The sequence below is a fragment of the Agrobacterium sp. BT-220-3 genome (assembly GCF_025910175.1).
Taxonomy (GTDB): Bacteria; Pseudomonadota; Alphaproteobacteria; order Rhizobiales; family Rhizobiaceae; genus Agrobacterium; species Agrobacterium oryzihabitans.
In genome coordinates, this window is the sequence record NZ_JAPAIX010000001.1 from 1,177,514 (window position 1) to 1,195,665 (window position 18,152).

Sequence of the window (18,152 nt, forward strand, 5' to 3'; positions counted from 1 at the left end):
CGATATCGTTACTTCAGGCCGTCCCAGGCCTTCTGGATATCGCTCGCGACCTGATCGGCGGATTTGCCGCCGACGAAATCGATCATGCCGGTCCAGAATGCGCCGGCACCGATCTTGCCGGGCATCAGGTCGGAACCATCGAAACCGAAGCTTGTCGCGGTCGTCAGGATTTCGCCCTGCCGCTTCATCTGCTCATTGGCATAGGCATCGACATTCACACCCTTATAAGGGGTCAGGAAGCTGGACTGCGCCATCCAGACCTCATGGGCGATCGGGGTTTTCAGGAAGTCAACGAAAGCCTTGGCGGCCGGCGCTTCCTTGGTGATGGTGACCAGCGTGCCAGCGCCGAGAACCGGCTTGCCGAGATCAGGCTTGGACGCGTAAGTCGGCATGTAGAAGAAATCCGCATCCGTCCCCACCTTGGTGCCCTCGGGGAAGAAGGACGGAATGAACGACGCCTGATGGTGCAGATAGCACTTCGGCGGAATGTCAAAGAGGCCCTTGGGGCTGTCGCGGAAGTCGGTGGAGGCCACGGCCGCGACGCCGCCGCTGACATATTTTTCGTTCTTGGCGAATTTACCGAACTCGTTGATCGCCTCGACCACGGCCGGATCGGTGAACTTGACCTCGTTCGTCGTCCATTTCTGGTAGACGTCGAGCGGCTGCGTGCGCAGCATCAGGTCTTCCACCCAGTCGGTCGCCGGCCAGCCGGTCGCACCGCCAGAGCCGAGACCGATGCACCAGGGGGTGCCGCCATCGGCGACGATCTGGTCCGTCAGCTTGAACAGGTCTTCCATGGTCTCGGGCACCTTGTAGCCCGCTTCCTCGAAGTTCTCGGGCACGTACCAGACGAGTGACTTCACGTCCGCCTTGAAGGGAAAGGCGAAATAGGCCTTGTTGCCATCCTTGCCCTTGTAGCTGCCGAGATCGACCCAGGATTTGCCCGCGCCGTAATTTTCCTCGACCCATTTGGCCGTGTCATCGCCGAGCGGAACCAGAAAACCCTTTGCCGCGAGATCGGCCAGAAGGCCGGGCTGCGGCAGGATGGCGATGTTGGGCGGCGAGCCCGCCTGCGTATCGATGACGATCTGCTGCTCGTAATTTTCCGACGAGGAATAACGGACATTCACGCCGGTCGCGTCAGCGAAATAGGCAAGCACCGTCTGGAACAGGGCCTCGTCCTCACCGCGCCAGGGTCCGAAAATCGTCAGCGTCTGGCCTTTCAGGTCGGCATGGGCCGCCTTGAAGTCCTCGTAGCTTTTCCAGTTGAATTTGGCGTCCTCACCGGGCGCGAATTTAAGGTCAGCGGCAAAGGCCGCACCGGACAGCAGCATGATCGAAGCCGCCGTCGCCAAAAGAGTCTTCTGCATGTGATTTACCTCCCATCACATAAAAGGCTCAAAGCGTCCTCGCTCAATCAAAGCGCTTTGGCTGCCTATTCATCTCATTGTCATCAAGAAGGAGTCAAGAGGCTCTTTCTGCGGAAACGTTGCAGAGCCTCGTGAATAATCATATTTATTTAGAAAGGCGGCTATCGTTTTCGATTGAGAAAAGCGGCGGAGGCTGGTAAAAATCTAAAGCGCTTTGGAAGCCTGGGGAGAGGTTTTACCGTTTCCAGAGCGCACGCATGGAGGAAATGAGAGACATGAACCTGAAACAGTTGTCGCAACTGCTGGGCATTTCGCAGACGACCATCAGCAGGGCGCTCAACGGCTATCCCGAGGTCAGCGCCGAAACGCGCCGTCGCGTCATGGAGGCTGCCGAAAAGACGGGATATCGCCCCAATGCCGCAGCGCAACGGCTGGCGACGGGTAAGGTCGGTTCCATCGGGCTTGTCATGCCGATTGGCGAACACCATCGTTCCGACGTGCATTTCGGCGAATTCCTGAGCGGTCTCGGCGAGGAAGCATCGCGCAGCGGCTTTCATCTCGTCATCATGCCGACAGAGCCGGAAAAGGAACGCGAAGCCCTGCGGGGGCTCGCCGCAAGCGGCAGCGTCGATGGAATCTATCTCGCTTATATGAAGAAGAACGATCCCCGCATCGCCATGCTGCAATCGCTCTCCCTGCCCTTCCTCGTCCATGGCCGCTCCATCGGCGTGGAGGAGGATTATCCCTATCTCGACGTGGACAATGAAGGCGCCTTCCGTGATGCGACCCAGCTTCTCCTCCAGCTTGGCCATACGCGGATCGGGCTGCTGAATGGCCCGGAGGGTTATGATTTCACCTACCGACGCTGTCTCGGGGTGGAAAGGGCGCTTTCGGCAAATGGCCTGACGTTGCATGCGAACAACAAGCGGCACAGCAGCATGACCGACGAGGAAGGCTATCTCGGCATGGAAGCGCTGCTGTCCCGGCCGGAAAAGCCGACCGCCATTCTCTGCGCCAGTACCGCGCTTGCGCTCGGCGCGATCCGTTCGCTCAACCAGCGCGGCTTAAAACCCGGCAAGGATATTTCGCTGATCGCCCATGACGACGTGCTGCCGCTGCTGAAGCCGGACAATTTTTCCGTACCGCTGACCACCACCCGCTCGTCACTCAGGGCGGCCGGCGTGCGCGTGGGCCAGCGCCTGATCAACCGGATCAAGTTCAACCAGACGGAACCCCATCAGGAGCTCTGGAAGGCGGAACTTGTGGTGCGCGCTTCGACGGGGCCGGCTCCGAAAGCGTAGCTGGCCCGTCTCAATCTATTTGGAGTGTGCGGTTGAAATAGAACACAATCAATGCGCAACACAGGACGTCTCGCACAGGCGCACCCTCATTCCTGTGCTTGTCACAGGAATGAGGAGGAGCGCGCATCAGAAAAATAAGATTCTCTACCGACGCACCGCCCCTGATCTTTATGTCGGATACGCTGAAACAAAATCCTTGGAAGCGCTCTAGAACTTCGGCGCGGTCAGACCCAGCGCACGATGGGCGGCGATGACGGTGTTGGCCATCAGCATGGCGATCGTCATCGGGCCGACACCGCCCGGCACGGGTGTGATGGCGGCGGCCACGGCACTTGCCTCGTCGAAGGCGACATCGCCGACCAGCTTCGACTTGCCTTCACCCTTTTCCGGAGCCGGAATGCGGTTGATGCCGACATCGATGACAGTCGCGCCGGATTTCACCCAATCGCCCTTCACCATCGCCGCGCGACCGACCGCCGCCACGAGAATATCGGCGGTCTTGCAGACGGTGGCGAGATCCTTCGTGCGCGAATGCGCCATCGTCACCGTGGCATTGGCATTGAGGAGAAGCTGGCCCATCGGCTTGCCGAACAGGTTGGAGCGGCCGATGACCACGGCATTGAGGCCGGAAAGATCGTCCCCATGAATGCCGCGCACCAGGAGCATTGCGCCAGCCGGCGTGCAGGAGATGAGGCCGGTGGCGAGGTCGCCGGTCGCCAGCTTGCCCGCGTTCAGAACACTGAGGCCATCCACATCCTTCTCAGGCAGGATCGACTGGATGATCTCATCGGAATTGAAGTGTTTCGGCAAAGGAAGCTGTACCAGAATGCCGTGGATGGAGGCATCGGCGTTCAATTCGCCGACCAGCTTGAGGAGCGCGTCCTGCGTCGTTTCTTCCGGCAACGTGTGTTGAACGGAGTTGAAACCGCACTGCTTGGCCATCTTGCTTTTGGAGTTCACGTAGGCGTGGCTGGCCGGATCATTGCCGACGATGACAACCGCGAGACCGGGCTTCACGCCCTTTTCCGCCTCAAGCGCTTCTGCCGATTTGCGGACTTCCTCGACGACCGAAGCCGCCTTCGCCTTCCCGTCAATCACAACTGCCATGCGTTCTGCTCCTGCTGGATTACGTTGGCCCCGTATGGTGCCGACTTTGCAGGAATGCAAGCAAAAATGCAGCGTCGTCAGGCAGTTTTGCGGTAGTCATCGCCATGGTCGGCGTAATCGGCGAGACGCTCCCTCAAGAGCGCCAACTCGCGTCTCAATTCCGCCAATTCCTCGGCTTCGGCCTGCTCGTGATCGAAGTGTCCGGCAAGGGCTTCATTCAACAGAGACGGAAGCTCAGGCGGCGCCTGGTCGGCGGTTCTGAAGGTGCGGTTGCCCATCAGCACCTGCCGTACGCGCTCATCGAGCGGGATATCATCGGTGTCATTCGCCGCGTCGGTGTAATAATCGGCGAAAGCATCCTCTGGTTCGACATCGCCATCTGCGGCAAGTCCTTCAAGATCGTGGAACACATCCGGCTCGATTGGCTCGAACTCGGCAAATTGCGGGGATTGCTCCTGTCGGAATTCCTCGTCCGCTTCCATGGCGAGCGGGAGTTGTTCGTCGTTTTCGAGGATCGGCGCGGCCGCCTCTTCCTCATCGTGGCGGCGGTAGCTCAGGAGATAAAGGCTGCCCAGCAGGCCGATCAAGGCGCCGCCGCCCGCCATCATCGCAGCTTGCGTCAGATCGCGCGACAATTCACCCGGTCCGGCCTTCTTAGCAAGACGGGTTTCAATGGCGGGTGTGGCGGATGAAGCGAGATCGCGACGCTCGCTTGCCTCCAGATAGGCATTCCTCGCCGTTTCCAGCTCACCCTGCAATCTGGACAGTTCGCCGGGAGCGATGCCGAGGCCGTTCAGGCGGTCGAGATATCTGGTGCGTTCGCTATTCGCTGTTGCGATTTCCTGGGCGATGCGTTTCTCATCTGTCCGCAAACCGTCGACCAGTTGGCGGAGCGCCGGGGCGGCCAGCGCCTCAACGGCATCCACCCCATTCTGGGCGGCAATGCGACGCGGATGCTTCGGCCCGTAATCGACCGAGACGCCGGCAAGCGCCATGCTGGCACTGGCATGTCTTTGCCTGATATCTTCAAGCGCGGAAAAAGCTATCCCTGTTGGCAACGGCTTCGACCACAGGTCATTCGGCTTGAGGGTGGAAGCTGCCGCCAGATCCACTTGGAGCGACTGTTGCTGCTGCGTCGCCGCCGCAAGACTATTATTGACGTCGCGCAATTGCTGCTCAAGCTGCTGCACTTCCGACAGGACGGCGTCGCCGTGGCGTATCTGGAAGCCGTTCACCGCCGCTTCCGCCTCGTCCAGTCGGGTCCGCGCCCTCTCCGTCTCACGCATGGCGGGCGTCATGGTGCCTGCCTTGCCGTCCGCCATGATCCGCATCGAGAGATAGTCGGTCAGCCGCATCGCGGCTTCCGGCGTTGCGGCCTTGGCGGTCACGATCAGCGTATTTTCATCCGGTGTCAGTTCCAGCCGGATCGCCTCACCGACCGCGCCATTGAGCGCTTCTCGCGGCGAAAGCGGCCGTGCGTCCGCCCCCGTCAGAAGGTCGAGAAGCAGGCCAAGCTCGCCCTGATTGCGAACGCCAACCATATCGGCAGGCTTGAGCTTGAGGTCGGCGGTGACCCGGTCCAGTCCGGAGGGTGAGAGCAGAGTGCGGCGGGCCATGGCAAGGAAGCGGGCCGAATCCGGCGCATCATAGCTGCTCTGGGTCACCTCGACATGCGCTTGAGAAACATAACCGCGAAAACCGGAATCAATGAGCATGAGCGGAAGCGCTGCACCCGCCACGGTGGCGGCGGCCACGCAACCGGCGGTCAGAAGCCGCAGACAATGTTTGCGCCATTGCGACGCGGGCACGGCGACATCATCCTCGTAAGGGCGTGTCGCCATCATATCCGGATTATGATCAACCATCTGAAGCCGTCTGCCACGCTCGGCGCCGCCCGCAACGGGCGACTGTCAAAACCTTACGAGAGGTTAAAGGATCGTGGCAAACAAATGGTTAACGCCAATCTTGGCGACCTTTTCTCAGCCCTTGCCGAGCGCGATGTGCCATGGCTCGGCGCAAAGGCTGTAGAGCCAGCTCATATGCAGCTTGCGGAAGATTTCCGGCATGCCGGCCACTTCGGATGACAGAACCTTGAATAAGGGGCCAACCGCAATGGCGACGCGCGCATCGTCACGGCTGACAGTGTGGTGCAGCCACCTTTCCTGATCTTCCCTAAGCATGCCGGCCAGCAGGACATCCACCTTTACGCCAGACATATCCCGGTTCAGCATCACGAAATCATGCCATGGCGCGTGCGCGCGCAGCTTGGCCAGAACCTCTCCGACCTGCGCCGCATCGTCGCCGGCAACACCGATCCGTTTCGGTACCGCCATATAGGTCAGAAGCGCCATGGTGAACGCCACGCCATCGATGACGACGGGCAGAGGCTTGCCGTCTTCCGCGCGAGCGGCGTTATGCATCGCCTTGCCCTGCGGCAGAAGCAGGCAGCTTTCCAGGATCTGCCGGTAAGCAATGTCTCTGGAAGAAAGCTTCGCCTTCTCGATGGTGAGAAAGGAGAGCATCGTGTGCCCGTCGCAGGCCGAAGCCCTGCCGCTGACCAGTTCCAGCGCCCCATTCCAGTCGAGATCACAGACACGCAGTCCGTGGATATTCCGTTGCGATCCCGGCTGTGCAAAACCTGCCGCGAAATTCATTGCCAACCCCCGATTGCCAAACCCATTGCCTCCGATCCTTCGCAAGGTTTGCGGGATCGCGGCTCATGGATCTGTTTATACAGGTGCAGGTTGAAGTTACCTTGAAAGCAACCTCTCGAATGTCACGCGAAATGGTAAGGGACGATTAACCAGACCCGGGGCCGCAATCATGATGTGGGCACGGGATACGTGCCCGCAGCATCAATGGCTCGGCGCGGCGGCGGCTTCTTTTCCCGCCTCGGACTTCTCGCCTTCAACGAGCTTGACCGAACGCGGCGTGCCATTGCCGTTCTGCTCGCGAATGTCGGCCTTCGACAGGTAATCGAGCTGTTCGATCAACACATCTTCGACCACTTCGTCGTTGAGCTTCTTGTTCAGCCCTTCACGAATGCGCTGCTTGAAGGCCTCGGGATCGAAGGTGGAAATATTGGCGATGTTGACCATGGAGGAACCCGCCAGAAGCGTGAACAACTCATCGGTCATCAATTGCGTGGCCGGCAGTTCGATCTTCGCCATCTTTTCCTTGTCGACACGCAGGGAAATGCGGCTGAGGAAGTAACCGTTCACGCCACCATCGTTGATGACGGGAATGGTGATGCTTTCACCCTTGACCAGTTGCAGGTTGGCCTTCTTGGCCCCCGCCTCATCCCCCGGCGCGGGTGCTGTCGCCATCTGGACGGAGAAATACACCGCGCCGAGCGTGACGGCGCAAACCCAGACGCCGGTGAGAAGAAGCTTCAACATCAGGAGGCGGCACCATACATGAACTGTTCCTGCGAATAGGTGCCGTCCGTATCGGCTTCCTGGATCGCGTTCTTGAGCAGGTCCGCAACAGCACGAACCGCATTCAGATGCGCCTCGACGCGGCTGGCATTGGTTGCGAGCTTGGACTTGATGCCCTGCACCTGATCGAGGTGTCCGGCGGCGATTTCCTCATGGGGCGTATCGCGGAAGAGCATGGTCAACTCATAGAGGCAGCGGCTCTTGTGGGCATTGGAGACCTTGAAATCGAACTGGGGGTCCTTACCGATATTATCGTTCTCGTTGTCGATGATCATTTCAAGACGGCCGAGAACGGATTTGATGCGGTGGTCGTTCGACATAAGGTCCATGCTTGTCTCCTCGTTACGATTTTTCATTTTCAAGCCTCGTCCGTTTTCTCATTGGAAACGCCGAGGACCTGCCGCTCGAACTCCGCCACCATCCGAATTGCAGCATTGTGGTCTTTTTCATTCATGGATACGTCGGTAATCCCCTTGCTTTCGGCTTTCCGCAACGCATCCTTGTAAGCCTGTTCCGCAATACCGACGCCGCCATTTCTGGAAATCGTGTCGGCGAACTGTTCCGCCATCATGCTTTTCCAGATCTCACCGGCATTGCCTTTGCCATAAACCTCTTCGCTGTCTTTCGGCAGCATGTTGGCAACGAAGGTCTGGAGGACGGAAGCCTCGTATTTGCGGTATGTTTCAGGAATTTCCGTGCGAGCCGAGCGGATGTTGGTATCACCAAGGCCCGCCTTCGAGGAGGCGCCATCCAGCATATCGACGGCGGCGCCAAAGCCCTTGCCCGCATCGGCAAGGCTCGTTGCCGCGAAAGCCGCCTTGTTCGCCTTCAGTTTTTCCTGGGCGACCTGCACTTCCTGGGGGTCCGCAGCGCGAACAACATCCATCACCAGATCGCTTATAATCGATATCGCCACGTCCCGATCTCCCGAGCTGATAAACGCGCGGCGAGCAGCCTGCACGTTTACTCAATCAAGAAACATCGCCGGAGACCTCTTTCGAAACGCCTGCGATGCAACAATGGGACAGATTATGAATCGCCAACCTTGCTGGAGGCTGGTGTCCGGGATGCGTTCGTCATTTCAAGTAGATCATAGATTGCATTGTCGTCCGCCTCGCGATCTTCCAGATCGCGGGCAAGATGCATTCTGTCCTCAAGCCGGTCGGCCTTGGTCTTTTCCTTGAGGACCTTGTTTTCCTGCAATTGCTGCACGCCGGCAAGCTGGCGGTCCTTCACGACGAGGCGGCCGTAACGATCCGAATAATGCTTGGAAAACATCTGATGCACCGGTTCCATCGAACTCATCGCTTCCAGCACATTGTCCATGGACTGGCTGACCTCGGTGCGCACCCGGGTGGTGTCTGCCAGTTCCACCTCGGCCATTTTTTCCATGTGCCGCTGGACTGTTACCAGACGCTTGAGTTTTGCCGAGCGCTTGTCCGAGGCCATGAAGTGATCTCCAGATCAGAAGCCGATGAAGACCGGGCCGAAACCATCCACGAACTGGCGGATGAGGGCCGCAATCGACAAATAGAGCATGAAAAGACCGCCCGCCAGAACGAAGGGCGTCGAGATGAAAAAGACCGGTATCTGCGGCGCCAGCTTGTTGATGAGACCGACCGCAACGTTGAACATCAGGCCGTAGATCACAAAGGGGCTGGCAAGCCGCAGCATGATCGAGAAGGTCGCCCGCAGCGTGTCGGTGAGCGTAATCAGCATCTTCTGGCCGCTGATGAGCGCACCCACCGGCGTTGCAGTGTAGGAATCGACCAGAGCCTTCAGGACGATGTGATGGAAATCCAGCATGAACAACACCAGAAGACCGCCGAAGGTGATGAAGTTCGATATCTGGTTTTCCTGCACGTCTTCGATGACATCCGCGCCGCCCGGGGCACTAAGTCCGATGGACGCGCCGATGAGCGCGCCTGTGAACTGGAAGCCGAGCGTATAAAACCGCGCGATCAGGCCGTACATGGCGCCGATGAGGATTTCCGTGAAGATGAGGCCGACGACGGTGCCCTGGCTTGAGCCGGAAACTTTCGGATAGATCGTGTCCCAAAGCACCGGCAGAAGCGCCATGGACACCGCGACACACAGCAACATGCGTATCTGCGGCGAAATGCGCGAACTGGAAAAGCCCGGCATCGTCATGAAACAGGCGCCGATGCGGCAGATGGCAAGGAACAATGCGATAATTGTCCCTTGCGGGTCGGTTATCATGAAATGGCGCCCAGAATCTTGATCTCCAGCCCCTTGGCAAGTTCCACATGCGAAAGAACCGGCAGGGTCGCAAAGAGTCGCTCGATAATCATGCGCACATAGGACCGTGTTTCCGGCGAGGTTACAAGAACAAAGGGCAGTCCGCGGTCCATGAATTCACGGATAACTTTCGACGCCTCCTCGGAGAACTCCTCGAGATGGCGGGGATCGATGTCGAATTCGACGATTTCGCCCTTCTGGTCGCGCTTGAGCGCCTGATGGAAGACCATGTCCCATTTGTTGCCGAGGCGAAGAACGCGCAGCACGCCGTTGTCGGCAAGATCGCCGCAGAGCTGCTGCGACATGCGAACGCGCACATGCTCGACGATCTGCTCGGTCTTGCGCACATGCGGGGCAAGCTCGGCAACCGCTTCCAGAATGAGATGCAGGTTGCGGATCGACACGCGCTCAGCGAGCAGCAGCTTCAGAACGGCCTGCAGGCCGGAATAGGACATATGCGACGAGCAGATTTCATCGGCCAGCTTCTTGTATTCCGGATCCAGCCTGTCGATGAGGATCTTGACGTCCTTGTAGGACAGCAATTGCGGAAGATTGTTGCGGATGACCTCGCTCAGATGCGTCAGCACCACCGAAACATTGTCGATCGGGTGGAAGCCTTCCCGCTTCAAATCCTCGGTGAAGGTCTCGAGAATGGAGACGGCCGGCATGCCGAAGGCGGGCTCGCGGATTTCATCGCCCGGAATGCTCGGCTTGCGCCCTGCCCCGGTGACCACCAGAACATCGCCGACACGCAGGTTGCTCGAAGCGATGGTCGTGCCATGCACGCGGATCTGGTAGGCTTTCTCCGGTATCATGATGTCGTCGGAGACTTTGATTTCCGGCACGACGAAGCCGTATTGGCTTGCGAATTTCTTGCGCATCTTGCCGACACGGAAAGCCAGCTCCTGATGCGCGCCGAGAAGGCGGGTCGAAACCTGCTTGCCGAGGGCCAGTTCGATTTCGGATGTCTTGAGGACCTGCTTGACCGAATCCTTTTCCGCTTCGGTGGTCTGGAGAACCTTATCCGCCTCTTCCTGACGGAGGAGCGCGCTCTCTGCCTCCGCCTGACGCGGAATATACCAGCTGCCGAAGGCCATGATGCCGCCCAGCATGATGAAGGGCAGGAAGGGCAGACCCGGGATAATTGCCAGCAGGCCCATCAGCATGGCAGAAACCATCAGCGCTCGTGGGTATCCGCTCAGCTGGTTCACGACCGCCTGATCGGTTGAGCCGGCGGTGCCGCCGCGCGACACCAGAAGGCCTGCCGCCAGAGACACGATGAGGGCCGGGATCTGCGAGACGATACCGTCGCCGACCGAAAGCTTGACGAAAACATCGGCAGCCTCGCCGATCGGCATGCCATGGCGGAAATAACCAATGATGATGCCGCCGAAAACATTGATCGCGGTGATGATCAGACCGGCGATCGCGTCGCCGCGCACGAATTTCGAGGCACCGTCCATCGAACCGAAGAAGGAGCTTTCTTCTTCCAGTTCGCGGCGGCGGCGCTGGGCTTCCTTTTCATCGATGATGCCGGCGGACAGATCCGCATCGATCGACATCTGCTTGCCGGGGATGGCGTCCAGTGTGAAACGCGCGCCAACTTCGGCGATACGCGTCGCACCCTTGGTGATGACGATGAAGTTGACGGTGATCAGGATCATGAAGACGATCAGACCGATCACGAAGTCGCCGGACATGACGAGGCTGGAGAAACCGGCGATCACCCCGCCCGCAGCCGTCGGACCCTCGTTGCCATGCGAAAGGATGACGCGCGTCGTCGCGATGTTCAGCGACAGACGGATCATGGTTGCGATCAGCAGCACGGTCGGGAAAGACGAGAAATCCAGTGGACGCTGGATCCAGAGCGCCACCATGAGGATGAGAACCGAAAGGGCGATCGAAAACGCAAGCCCGATATCCACCAGAATGACCGGAATGGGCAGGAACAGAACGCAAAGGATCGCCACGATACCCAATGCGAAACCGACATCGCGCATGCTCGGCGTTACTTTGGGCAAGGAGATGACTGGTGGTTGCGCCATAAAAATCGTCCTGTCTCTTCATGAGAAGGGCGACGGAAAAGCCGCCGCACGGTTCGCGGCACCGGGCTCCGAGGATTTCCACGCATTTCGGTCCGATGCTTCAGCCTATCACTAGCTACCGAAGCTTGCGCGAGGATGGCATGTGACGCCGGTAGCGGTCAGAAACCGGACTGGATGCGCGAGAAGACGAGATTGGAAAAAAGGGCGATCTGCGCGCCCACGAAAGGGGCGGCGACGCCGAGAACGAGCATGATCGTGACGATCTTGGGGACGAAGGTCAGCGTCATTTCCTGAACCTGGGTCAGGGCCTGGATGAAGGCGATGACGACGCCGACGATCATGGCGGCCAGAACGGCCGGACCGGCCGCGACGAGAACCGTCCAGACTGCAGCCTGCATGATATCAAGCGCATCGGCCTCGTTCATCGTCGCATCCTTTATTCAGAAGGGCGGCATCATACCGCCCTTTTATATCACGAACCGGCTGATTTATCCGAATCGCCATCGCTATCAGGTGTAGTCGCGATCGGGCCGTTCGAGAAGGTCACACCAGCCTGCAGCAGCACTTTGTCACCAGCTTCGGTGATGGCGACAATGCCATCCGAATAGACTTCGACTTCCTTCACCACACCGGTGACCTTGTCGTCGGCGCTCTTGACCGTCTTGCCGACCAGATCGGAAGCGCGCGTCAGGGCTTCGGCCTGCAGCATGCTCTTCAAATGGCTGTTGGTCTTGATCGTCTGCTCGACCTGCGAGAAGCTTGCCAGCTGCGACATCTGCTGGCCGGCATCCATCGGGCTGGTCGGATCCTGGTTCTTCATCTGGGCGATGAGGAGCTTCAGGAAGCTGTCGTAGTTGAGCGATGCCGCGTTTCCGTCGGTGCTGCTCGCCCCTGCATTGGCCCAGGGATTTGACGCTGCCGAACTGACTGCATCTACCGCCATGGTGCTATCTCCTTGCGAATGTGTTCGATGGTTGCAGGGGTCATTTCCTGATTGTTGAGGATCTTTTCCTCGAGCGGATAGAGCCCGCGAATGGCCTTCAGCGCCTCGAAAGCCTTGCCAGAGGCAACCAGCCCGTCGATCCGCTTGAGTTCGGCCAGGACCTCATCGTGCTGGAAGCAATTCAGCAACATGCTTACGGACTTGCGGAACATGTTCGTCGACTGTTCGCGCCCTTCCGGATTGATGAGGATCATCTGCGCGATGAAATAGAGCTGCCTCAGCGGCGTGGTCGCCTGTTCCGGCTGCAGAACGTGGTTTTCGAGCAAGAACGTGACATCGTTCAGGAATTCGAGCGCCACCTTGCGATCCACACGCAAAACCGCCCCGTTGATGAAAATCTTTTCGCCCGATTTCAGCGAAATTCGAAGTGTACTTTTCATTTCAGTCCATCCCTGATGATGGTTGTCACGTCAATAATGCCCTGGAAATTCGTCGACTGACGTTTCCGGATCAGTTCGCACTCTTTCAATATCCAGATCGCGATCGAGATCAGATTGGCTCTGAGTTCCATGGCCAGCTGGTTATCGGGTTGCTTGAGGTCCTCAATGAAGCGGATCCAGACCCTTCGAGTGTAAAAAAGCGCTTCGATCGTATGGCGCTGCGAAGAAGAATCCTTTGCCTCCACCAGAAGTTCGATCGATTTTGTCAACGCCTGCCGCTCGCGATCCTTCGCGTTGGCGACACCATCCTCCATGATTTCGGCGTAGGAAAACTGGTACATTCATGTATCCTTTATCTGCCGCCACCCCTGTTCATCAGAGGTAGTTAACCAGACTCATTTTTTGCAGACGCGACGTGAGACTGTATGCGATTTCAATCTGCTGCTGCAGCAGATCAAGGCGGGTCTTCGCCTCGTAAGTATCGATCCCCTCGATATCCAGCAGATGCGTTTCGATGATCTTCTTCTGCGCCGCCAGTGAATCGTTGGCTTTCGAAACACGGCTTTCAGAGAGGCCGAGCTGGCTCTGCTGCTGGTTCAAACCACTAATCGCAGTGCCGATATTGGTCACAGACTTGGTCGCCACCATTTCGCGGACGTCGCTGCTGACCTTTTCGTCAAGGAATGTCATCGCAGTCATGGCCGTCATTGCAAAATAACGCATGCCCTGGGAATTGCTGTTGGTCGATGTCTCGACAACTTCATTCTGGCTGATGCGGCTCGTCATGTTCGTGTCGCTCGCCTTGGAACCATAGGTCGTCCAGAAATCGTAGTTCTGGCCGGCCGTCAGATCGGCGTGTGGCGGGTTCGTCACGGTCGTGGTGCCGTTGAATACACCTTCGATGTGGCTCATGAATGCCGTAGCCTGATCTTTCGACAAGCTCTCGACATTGCCAACCGGCGGCGTCTGCGCCGCCATGAACGCGTTCAGCTCCACCTCATAGGCTGCCTTCAATGTCGACCCTTCGGCGAAGTAGTCGTCGACCGGCTTCACATCCGTATTGATGCCGGAGAACAAAAACTCGCCATTGACCGCCGTATTGGCGAAGCTTGTGAAGTTGTTGAAGGCGTTCGAGATGGTTTTGGCGACCGTCGTCAGTGTCGGCGCTTCGCTGCTGGTATTGGGAACGAGAACCTTCTGGATTTCCTGCGCAGCCTTGGCCATGCCATCAAGTGCCGTCTGTGACGATTTGAGGCGCTGGGTGGCAATGGAATTGACGCTGACCAGAGAAGTAATACGATCGATATCGCGATTGAGATCGAGACTGCGGGCGGTGTTGGCACCGAGCGTGGCACCGATATCCGCATGCTTGCCGGTCGTGAGCTCAGTGTTGAGATTGGTCATCTCCAGCTGGGCCTTGAGGATGGTGCTGCGCATGCTGTTCTGCATCGCCAGCGATGAAATGAAGGACGTTTTCATCTGTTACCTCACCATATCCATCAGCGACTTGAGCATTTCATCGATGGTGGTCACCAGCTTCGTCGCCGCCTTGTAGGATTGCTCGATATCCATGAGCAGCGAAAGCTCCTCATCCAGGCTGACGGCGGTGTTGTTGGAATAGGAGGTGGCGGAGCGCTCATAGAGCGCGCTCTTCGCCTCGTTTGCCGACGTTGCACCGGAGCGTTCCTGTTCGAGCCAACCCATGGAGTTGGTGCCGTATTTCAGGATGCTGGTATTCGTATCGATACGTGTCGACGCGGCAAAGCTCATGGGCGCGTCAAATGCGGTCACATAGCTGCGTATCAAAGCGGAAAAGCCAGTTCCGCCCGTCGCAGTAGTATTGATCACATAATCGGTACCGTTGATGCCCCCGTCACGCAACAATTCCGGGTTGCCACCTTTGGAAATAATTAACGCCGGGTTGACGGTAATGCTCGCGGCGAGCCCGGGCGAGACAACACCCGCCGCCGGAATGGTGGTTGCCGCAGGCGAGCCGTAGGTGAAGAGACCGGGCATGTCAGGCAGGCCGCTTGTCGCATCCGCCGGCTTTTCCGCGAACATGGTGATCAGGCCGCGCGCGATTTCATCGAGCTGGCTCTGCATGGTTGGCGCCAGATCGTCGCGAATTTGCATCAGACCCTGAAGCGAACCCGCCGCCGTCGTGTTGCTGCCGCTGCCTGCCTTGAGGGCCACGCCGTCGACATAAATCGCGTTGCCGGTGGTGGTCGCATCGTAGCCGGGCTGCGCGTTGAAGGTCACCTTGCGCGGCACGACCTCAAACAGTGTCGCGCCTTCCGTCGTATAGAGCGCCACATCGTTGTTTTCGCGGTTGACGACATTGATGCCGATGATGGCTGAGATGTCCTTCAGCAAGGTCTCGCGCTGATCGAGAGCATCGCTCGGATCGCCACCGATAGCGGTCTGCGCCTTCACCTCGTTATTGGCTTCCTCGAATTTTGCAAGAAGACCGTTCAGCTTGTCGACCTGGAGGGAGATGTCCTTGTCGGCACGAAGCCGCATGGCCTGCAGTTCGGCAGATGCTGTATTCAGGGAATTGGCAACATCGCTGGCCGCAGTCACTGCCGTCGCCGCAAGAGCGGCATCGCTCGGCTTGGCGGCATAACCGTCAAGGCTTTTCAGCAGTTCCTTCATATAGGTGGCCGGCGAGGTCTCGTAATCGTTGCCGCCAAAAAGGCTCTTGATCTGCTCAAGGCCGGCCAGAACGGTGCTCTGACCGGAAGCAAGCGAGGAGCTGGAGATGGTCTGCCTGAGAAGACTTTCATTCTGGGCACGGCCATTGGAGACGATACTCGCTCCTGCCATGGTCGTGCCGAGAATGGCGGTTCGCTTGACGTAGTTCGCATTGCCGACATTGGCAATGTTTTTGGAGGTAACGTCCGTCTGCTTACCTGTATTATTGAAAATCGACTGCGCAGTATTCATTGCTGACGTGAGCGACATTCATCTGTCCTCGTGAGAATTCTTATCTCTTCAGATTGATCAGGACGTCCATCAAATCCGAACCGGTCTGGAAGACTTTCGAATTCGCTGTGTAGATACGCTGGGATTCAATCATGTCGGTGAGTTCGCTGGCGATGTCGACGTTCGACCCTTCAAGCGCGCCCTTCTGGATGTAGCCGAAGCTACCCGTCTGCGCGAAACCGATGGTGACAACGCCAGACTCGTTGCTCGGCAGATAGACGTTGCCATTCTGCGGGCTGAGGTTGTCGACGCTCGGCACCGTGGCCAGCGCCAGCTGGTAGATGTTGCGGCGGCCGCCATCCTGATAGACTGCCGTTACCAGGCCATCCTTGCCGATTTCGACGTCCTTGATCTGGCTCGGACCGTTACCGTTCAGAACAGCGGTACCAGGTGTGAACTTCGAGGAGAACTGCGTCATCTGGGACAAGTCGATCTCGATCGCCTGCGCCACACCGCTGGTGCTGTCGTTGATCGTGATGGACTTCGGCGACGTGGTCGTGAGCTTGTTTGTAGCCGGATCAAACGTCAGCTGAACCGTGGCCTTCACGGGATCGGTGGCGGGGGGAGTTGCCGTGTATGGGAACCCGCCATTGGTTGACTGATCCTGACGATAGACCGACACTTCCCATTGGGGATTGCCGGAAGCATCATTATCGATCCGCGTGTAATAGAAGTCGTAGAGAACCTTGGCGCCACCGCTGTCGAACGCCGTGAGCGAGGTCTTGGCACCAATCGTCGACGTCGCGACGTTGTCGCTCGGACGTGATCCCACAGCGACAATTGCTTCGTCGCGATTAAGGTTGGCCGGGAAGCTGCCCTGCGTGGAAGGAGATGCCGTCAGGCCGAAATCATTGATGTTGATGGCTTCAAGGCCGGTAAAGCCGTTGACGACGGCTGCCGGCGGGTTGGCGCCATAGGGGTAACCCATCAGCAGGAAGCCTGCCGCATTCTGCAAATATCCTTCCGAGTTCTTCTGGAAGGATCCCGCTCTTGTGAGATAGGGCGTGCCCGCGCCGTCCTGAACCACGAAGAAGCCGTTGCCCTGAATGGCAAGGTCGGTGCTCGACGTGGTGTAGGACAGGTTGCCCTGTTCCGAAATGCTGTAACGAACGTTGGACTGCACACCGCCAGAAGCGTAGCTGCCCGACGAGGAGGGCAGAACGAGCGAGGAGAACGACGTCGATGCGCGCTTGTAGCCGGTGGTGCTCGCATTGGCGATGTTGTCGCCAACGGTGCCCAGCTTGTTCGCCTGCGCATTCATGCCGGACACACCGGTTCGCATAGTGCCGAAAATACTCATTCAAAAACCCTCGTGGTCATCTTCAGGGAGAAGGTAAAGCGTTTGGCTTGCGTGAAGCTGTCTGAAATACCGCGTTTGAAAAAGACCACGCGGGTCAATGAAGATCATTGCCAATCAATGCTGTAGCCAAGGAAACGCTTGGAATCGACAGGATCGTAGCCGAGCTTCTTGCGCAGCTTCTTGCGCAGCTTGCTGATGTGGCTTTCAACGACGTTCTCTTCGACGTCATCATCGAAGATGCCGTAGATCGCATTGAAAATCTGCGCCTTGGAAACGCGACGTCCGCGATTGGCAATCAAATATTCGAGGATGCGTCGCTCGCGGCGCGGCAAGGGGAAGACTTCGCCGCCGACTTCGGGATCGCGACCGTCAGAGAAAACCCTGATCTGGCCCGCATCGGTGAAGTTCGAAATGACCTGCAGCCGGCGACGGATCGCCGCCGCACGCGCCAGGATTTCACGGGGGTGAACCGGCTTGCGCACGACATCGTCAACGCCGCTGTCAAACAGCGCCAAGGTCGATTCCAGCGAGGGCTGGTCACTGACCGCGATCACCGGTGCCGTCGTGCGATCCCTGATCGCTTTCGGCAAGGAGAAGCTCCGGTCGCCCTGGCCGATCAGGAAGGCCTCCACGGCCGCCAGATCGCTGTCCGCCGCCGTCGAGACCCACTCCCCGAATTCGACCGGATCGAAACCGGTCGAGGGGATGCCCTCGCGCCCAAATAGAGAAGTATAGCCGTCTTTAACGAGCTCGCGCTCATCAACCACTACGATCATTCGTCCGCCTCCGAATCAGTGTGGTGTTTTCCAATGTGGCATTGGTACGAATCGGAGGATTCAGCGACAACTGTAGGAAATCATCGATAGTTATTAATAATTGATTAACCATTTTGTGCCGATTTGATCTACATATAGTGGTTATTAACCATATATGGTACAAAATTTTTGTGTAAAAATTTTAAAATTCCG

At 58.1% G+C, this 18,152-nt stretch carries 19 protein-coding genes; 1 reads left to right on the forward strand and 18 read right to left on the reverse strand.

The annotated features are described in order from the left end of the window. Window positions 1-8 precede the first annotated feature (8 nt). Window positions 9-1,370 (reverse strand): ABC transporter substrate-binding protein, encoded by a 1,362-nt coding sequence (locus OK142_RS05950; RefSeq protein ID WP_498681601.1) that lies wholly within the window; start codon window positions 1,368-1,370, stop codon window positions 9-11. 275 nt (window positions 1,371-1,645) lie between these two features. Here OK142_RS05950 and OK142_RS05955 point away from each other — a divergent pair, with 275 nt between their 5' ends. Continuing rightward, window positions 1,646-2,671 (forward strand): LacI family DNA-binding transcriptional regulator, encoded by a 1,026-nt coding sequence (locus OK142_RS05955; protein WP_313613819.1) that lies wholly within the window; start codon window positions 1,646-1,648, stop codon window positions 2,669-2,671. Between the two features lie 207 nt (window positions 2,672-2,878). On the opposite strand, the gene OK142_RS05960 is transcribed toward OK142_RS05955, so the two are convergent. From OK142_RS05960 to OK142_RS06040, 17 genes are all read right to left on the reverse strand, one after another. Further along, the gene (locus OK142_RS05960) at window positions 2,879-3,778 is read right to left on the reverse strand and encodes a bifunctional methylenetetrahydrofolate dehydrogenase/methenyltetrahydrofolate cyclohydrolase (protein WP_216330712.1); all 900 of its coding nucleotides are present in this window, start codon (window positions 3,776-3,778) and stop codon (window positions 2,879-2,881) included. A 77-nt stretch (window positions 3,779-3,855) separates the two neighbouring features. After that, window positions 3,856-5,643, reverse strand: a complete 1,788-nt coding sequence (locus tag OK142_RS05965) for a GumC domain-containing protein (RefSeq protein ID WP_498681605.1) — start codon at window positions 5,641-5,643, stop codon at window positions 3,856-3,858. A gap of 114 nt (window positions 5,644-5,757) precedes the next feature. Beyond that, complete coding sequence (locus OK142_RS05970; protein ID WP_498681607.1) at window positions 5,758-6,432, reverse strand: WecB/TagA/CpsF family glycosyltransferase; 675 nt, start codon at window positions 6,430-6,432, stop codon at window positions 5,758-5,760. Between the two features lie 201 nt (window positions 6,433-6,633). After that, on the reverse strand, window positions 6,634-7,176 hold the full coding sequence (locus tag OK142_RS05975) for a flagellar basal body-associated FliL family protein (RefSeq protein ID WP_003493918.1): 543 nt from the start codon (window positions 7,174-7,176) through the stop codon (window positions 6,634-6,636). Further along, window positions 7,176-7,544 (reverse strand): hypothetical protein, encoded by a 369-nt coding sequence (locus OK142_RS05980; RefSeq protein WP_003493916.1) that lies wholly within the window; start codon window positions 7,542-7,544, stop codon window positions 7,176-7,178. Before OK142_RS05980 ends, OK142_RS05975 begins: the two co-directional genes overlap by 1 nt. 29 nt (window positions 7,545-7,573) lie before the next feature. Next, window positions 7,574-8,131 (reverse strand): rod-binding protein, encoded by a 558-nt coding sequence (locus OK142_RS05985; RefSeq protein ID WP_003493914.1) that lies wholly within the window; start codon window positions 8,129-8,131, stop codon window positions 7,574-7,576. A 113-nt stretch (window positions 8,132-8,244) separates the two neighbouring features. Next, the gene (locus OK142_RS05990; RefSeq protein ID WP_003493912.1) at window positions 8,245-8,664 is read right to left on the reverse strand and encodes a hypothetical protein; all 420 of its coding nucleotides are present in this window, start codon (window positions 8,662-8,664) and stop codon (window positions 8,245-8,247) included. A gap of 15 nt (window positions 8,665-8,679) precedes the next feature. Next, window positions 8,680-9,435: a flagellar biosynthetic protein FliR gene (gene fliR / locus OK142_RS05995; RefSeq protein WP_003493910.1), complete on the reverse strand. Its 756-nt coding sequence runs from the start codon at window positions 9,433-9,435 to the stop codon at window positions 8,680-8,682. Continuing rightward, window positions 9,432-11,519 carry a flagellar biosynthesis protein FlhA gene (gene flhA, locus OK142_RS06000; protein ID WP_035241615.1) on the reverse strand — a complete coding sequence of 696 codons (2,088 nt, stop codon included), beginning with the start codon at window positions 11,517-11,519 and terminating at the stop codon, window positions 9,432-9,434. Before flhA ends, fliR begins: the two co-directional genes overlap by 4 nt. A 158-nt stretch (window positions 11,520-11,677) precedes the next feature. Then, window positions 11,678-11,944: a flagellar biosynthesis protein FliQ gene (gene fliQ / locus OK142_RS06005; protein WP_003493903.1), complete on the reverse strand. Its 267-nt coding sequence runs from the start codon at window positions 11,942-11,944 to the stop codon at window positions 11,678-11,680. Window positions 11,945-11,991: 47 nt separating this feature from the next. Then, window positions 11,992-12,462, reverse strand: a complete 471-nt coding sequence (gene flgD / locus OK142_RS06010; RefSeq protein WP_003493901.1) for a flagellar hook assembly protein FlgD — start codon at window positions 12,460-12,462, stop codon at window positions 11,992-11,994. Then, on the reverse strand, window positions 12,453-12,902 hold the full coding sequence (flbT, locus tag OK142_RS06015; RefSeq protein ID WP_003493899.1) for a flagellar biosynthesis repressor FlbT: 450 nt from the start codon (window positions 12,900-12,902) through the stop codon (window positions 12,453-12,455). Before flbT ends, flgD begins: the two co-directional genes overlap by 10 nt. After that, a complete protein-coding gene (gene flaF / locus OK142_RS06020; RefSeq protein ID WP_003493897.1) occupies window positions 12,899-13,243 on the reverse strand; it encodes a flagellar biosynthesis regulator FlaF in 345 nt (114 codons plus the stop codon). The genes flbT and flaF overlap by 4 nt, the downstream gene beginning before the upstream one ends. A gap of 34 nt (window positions 13,244-13,277) precedes the next feature. Then, entirely contained in the window at window positions 13,278-14,381 is a 1,104-nt protein-coding gene (locus OK142_RS06025) for a flagellar hook-associated family protein (protein WP_003493895.1), read from the reverse strand. Window positions 14,382-14,384: 3 nt separating this feature from the next. Then, the gene (gene flgK / locus OK142_RS06030) at window positions 14,385-15,863 is read right to left on the reverse strand and encodes a flagellar hook-associated protein FlgK (RefSeq protein WP_035241612.1); all 1,479 of its coding nucleotides are present in this window, start codon (window positions 15,861-15,863) and stop codon (window positions 14,385-14,387) included. Window positions 15,864-15,885: 22 nt separating this feature from the next. Beyond that, complete coding sequence (locus OK142_RS06035; RefSeq protein ID WP_498681615.1) at window positions 15,886-17,184, reverse strand: flagellar hook protein FlgE; 1,299 nt, start codon at window positions 17,182-17,184, stop codon at window positions 15,886-15,888. A gap of 104 nt (window positions 17,185-17,288) precedes the next feature. Beyond that, complete coding sequence (locus OK142_RS06040; RefSeq protein ID WP_003493888.1) at window positions 17,289-17,960, reverse strand: response regulator transcription factor; 672 nt, start codon at window positions 17,958-17,960, stop codon at window positions 17,289-17,291. Between the last annotated feature and the right edge of the window lie 192 nt (window positions 17,961-18,152).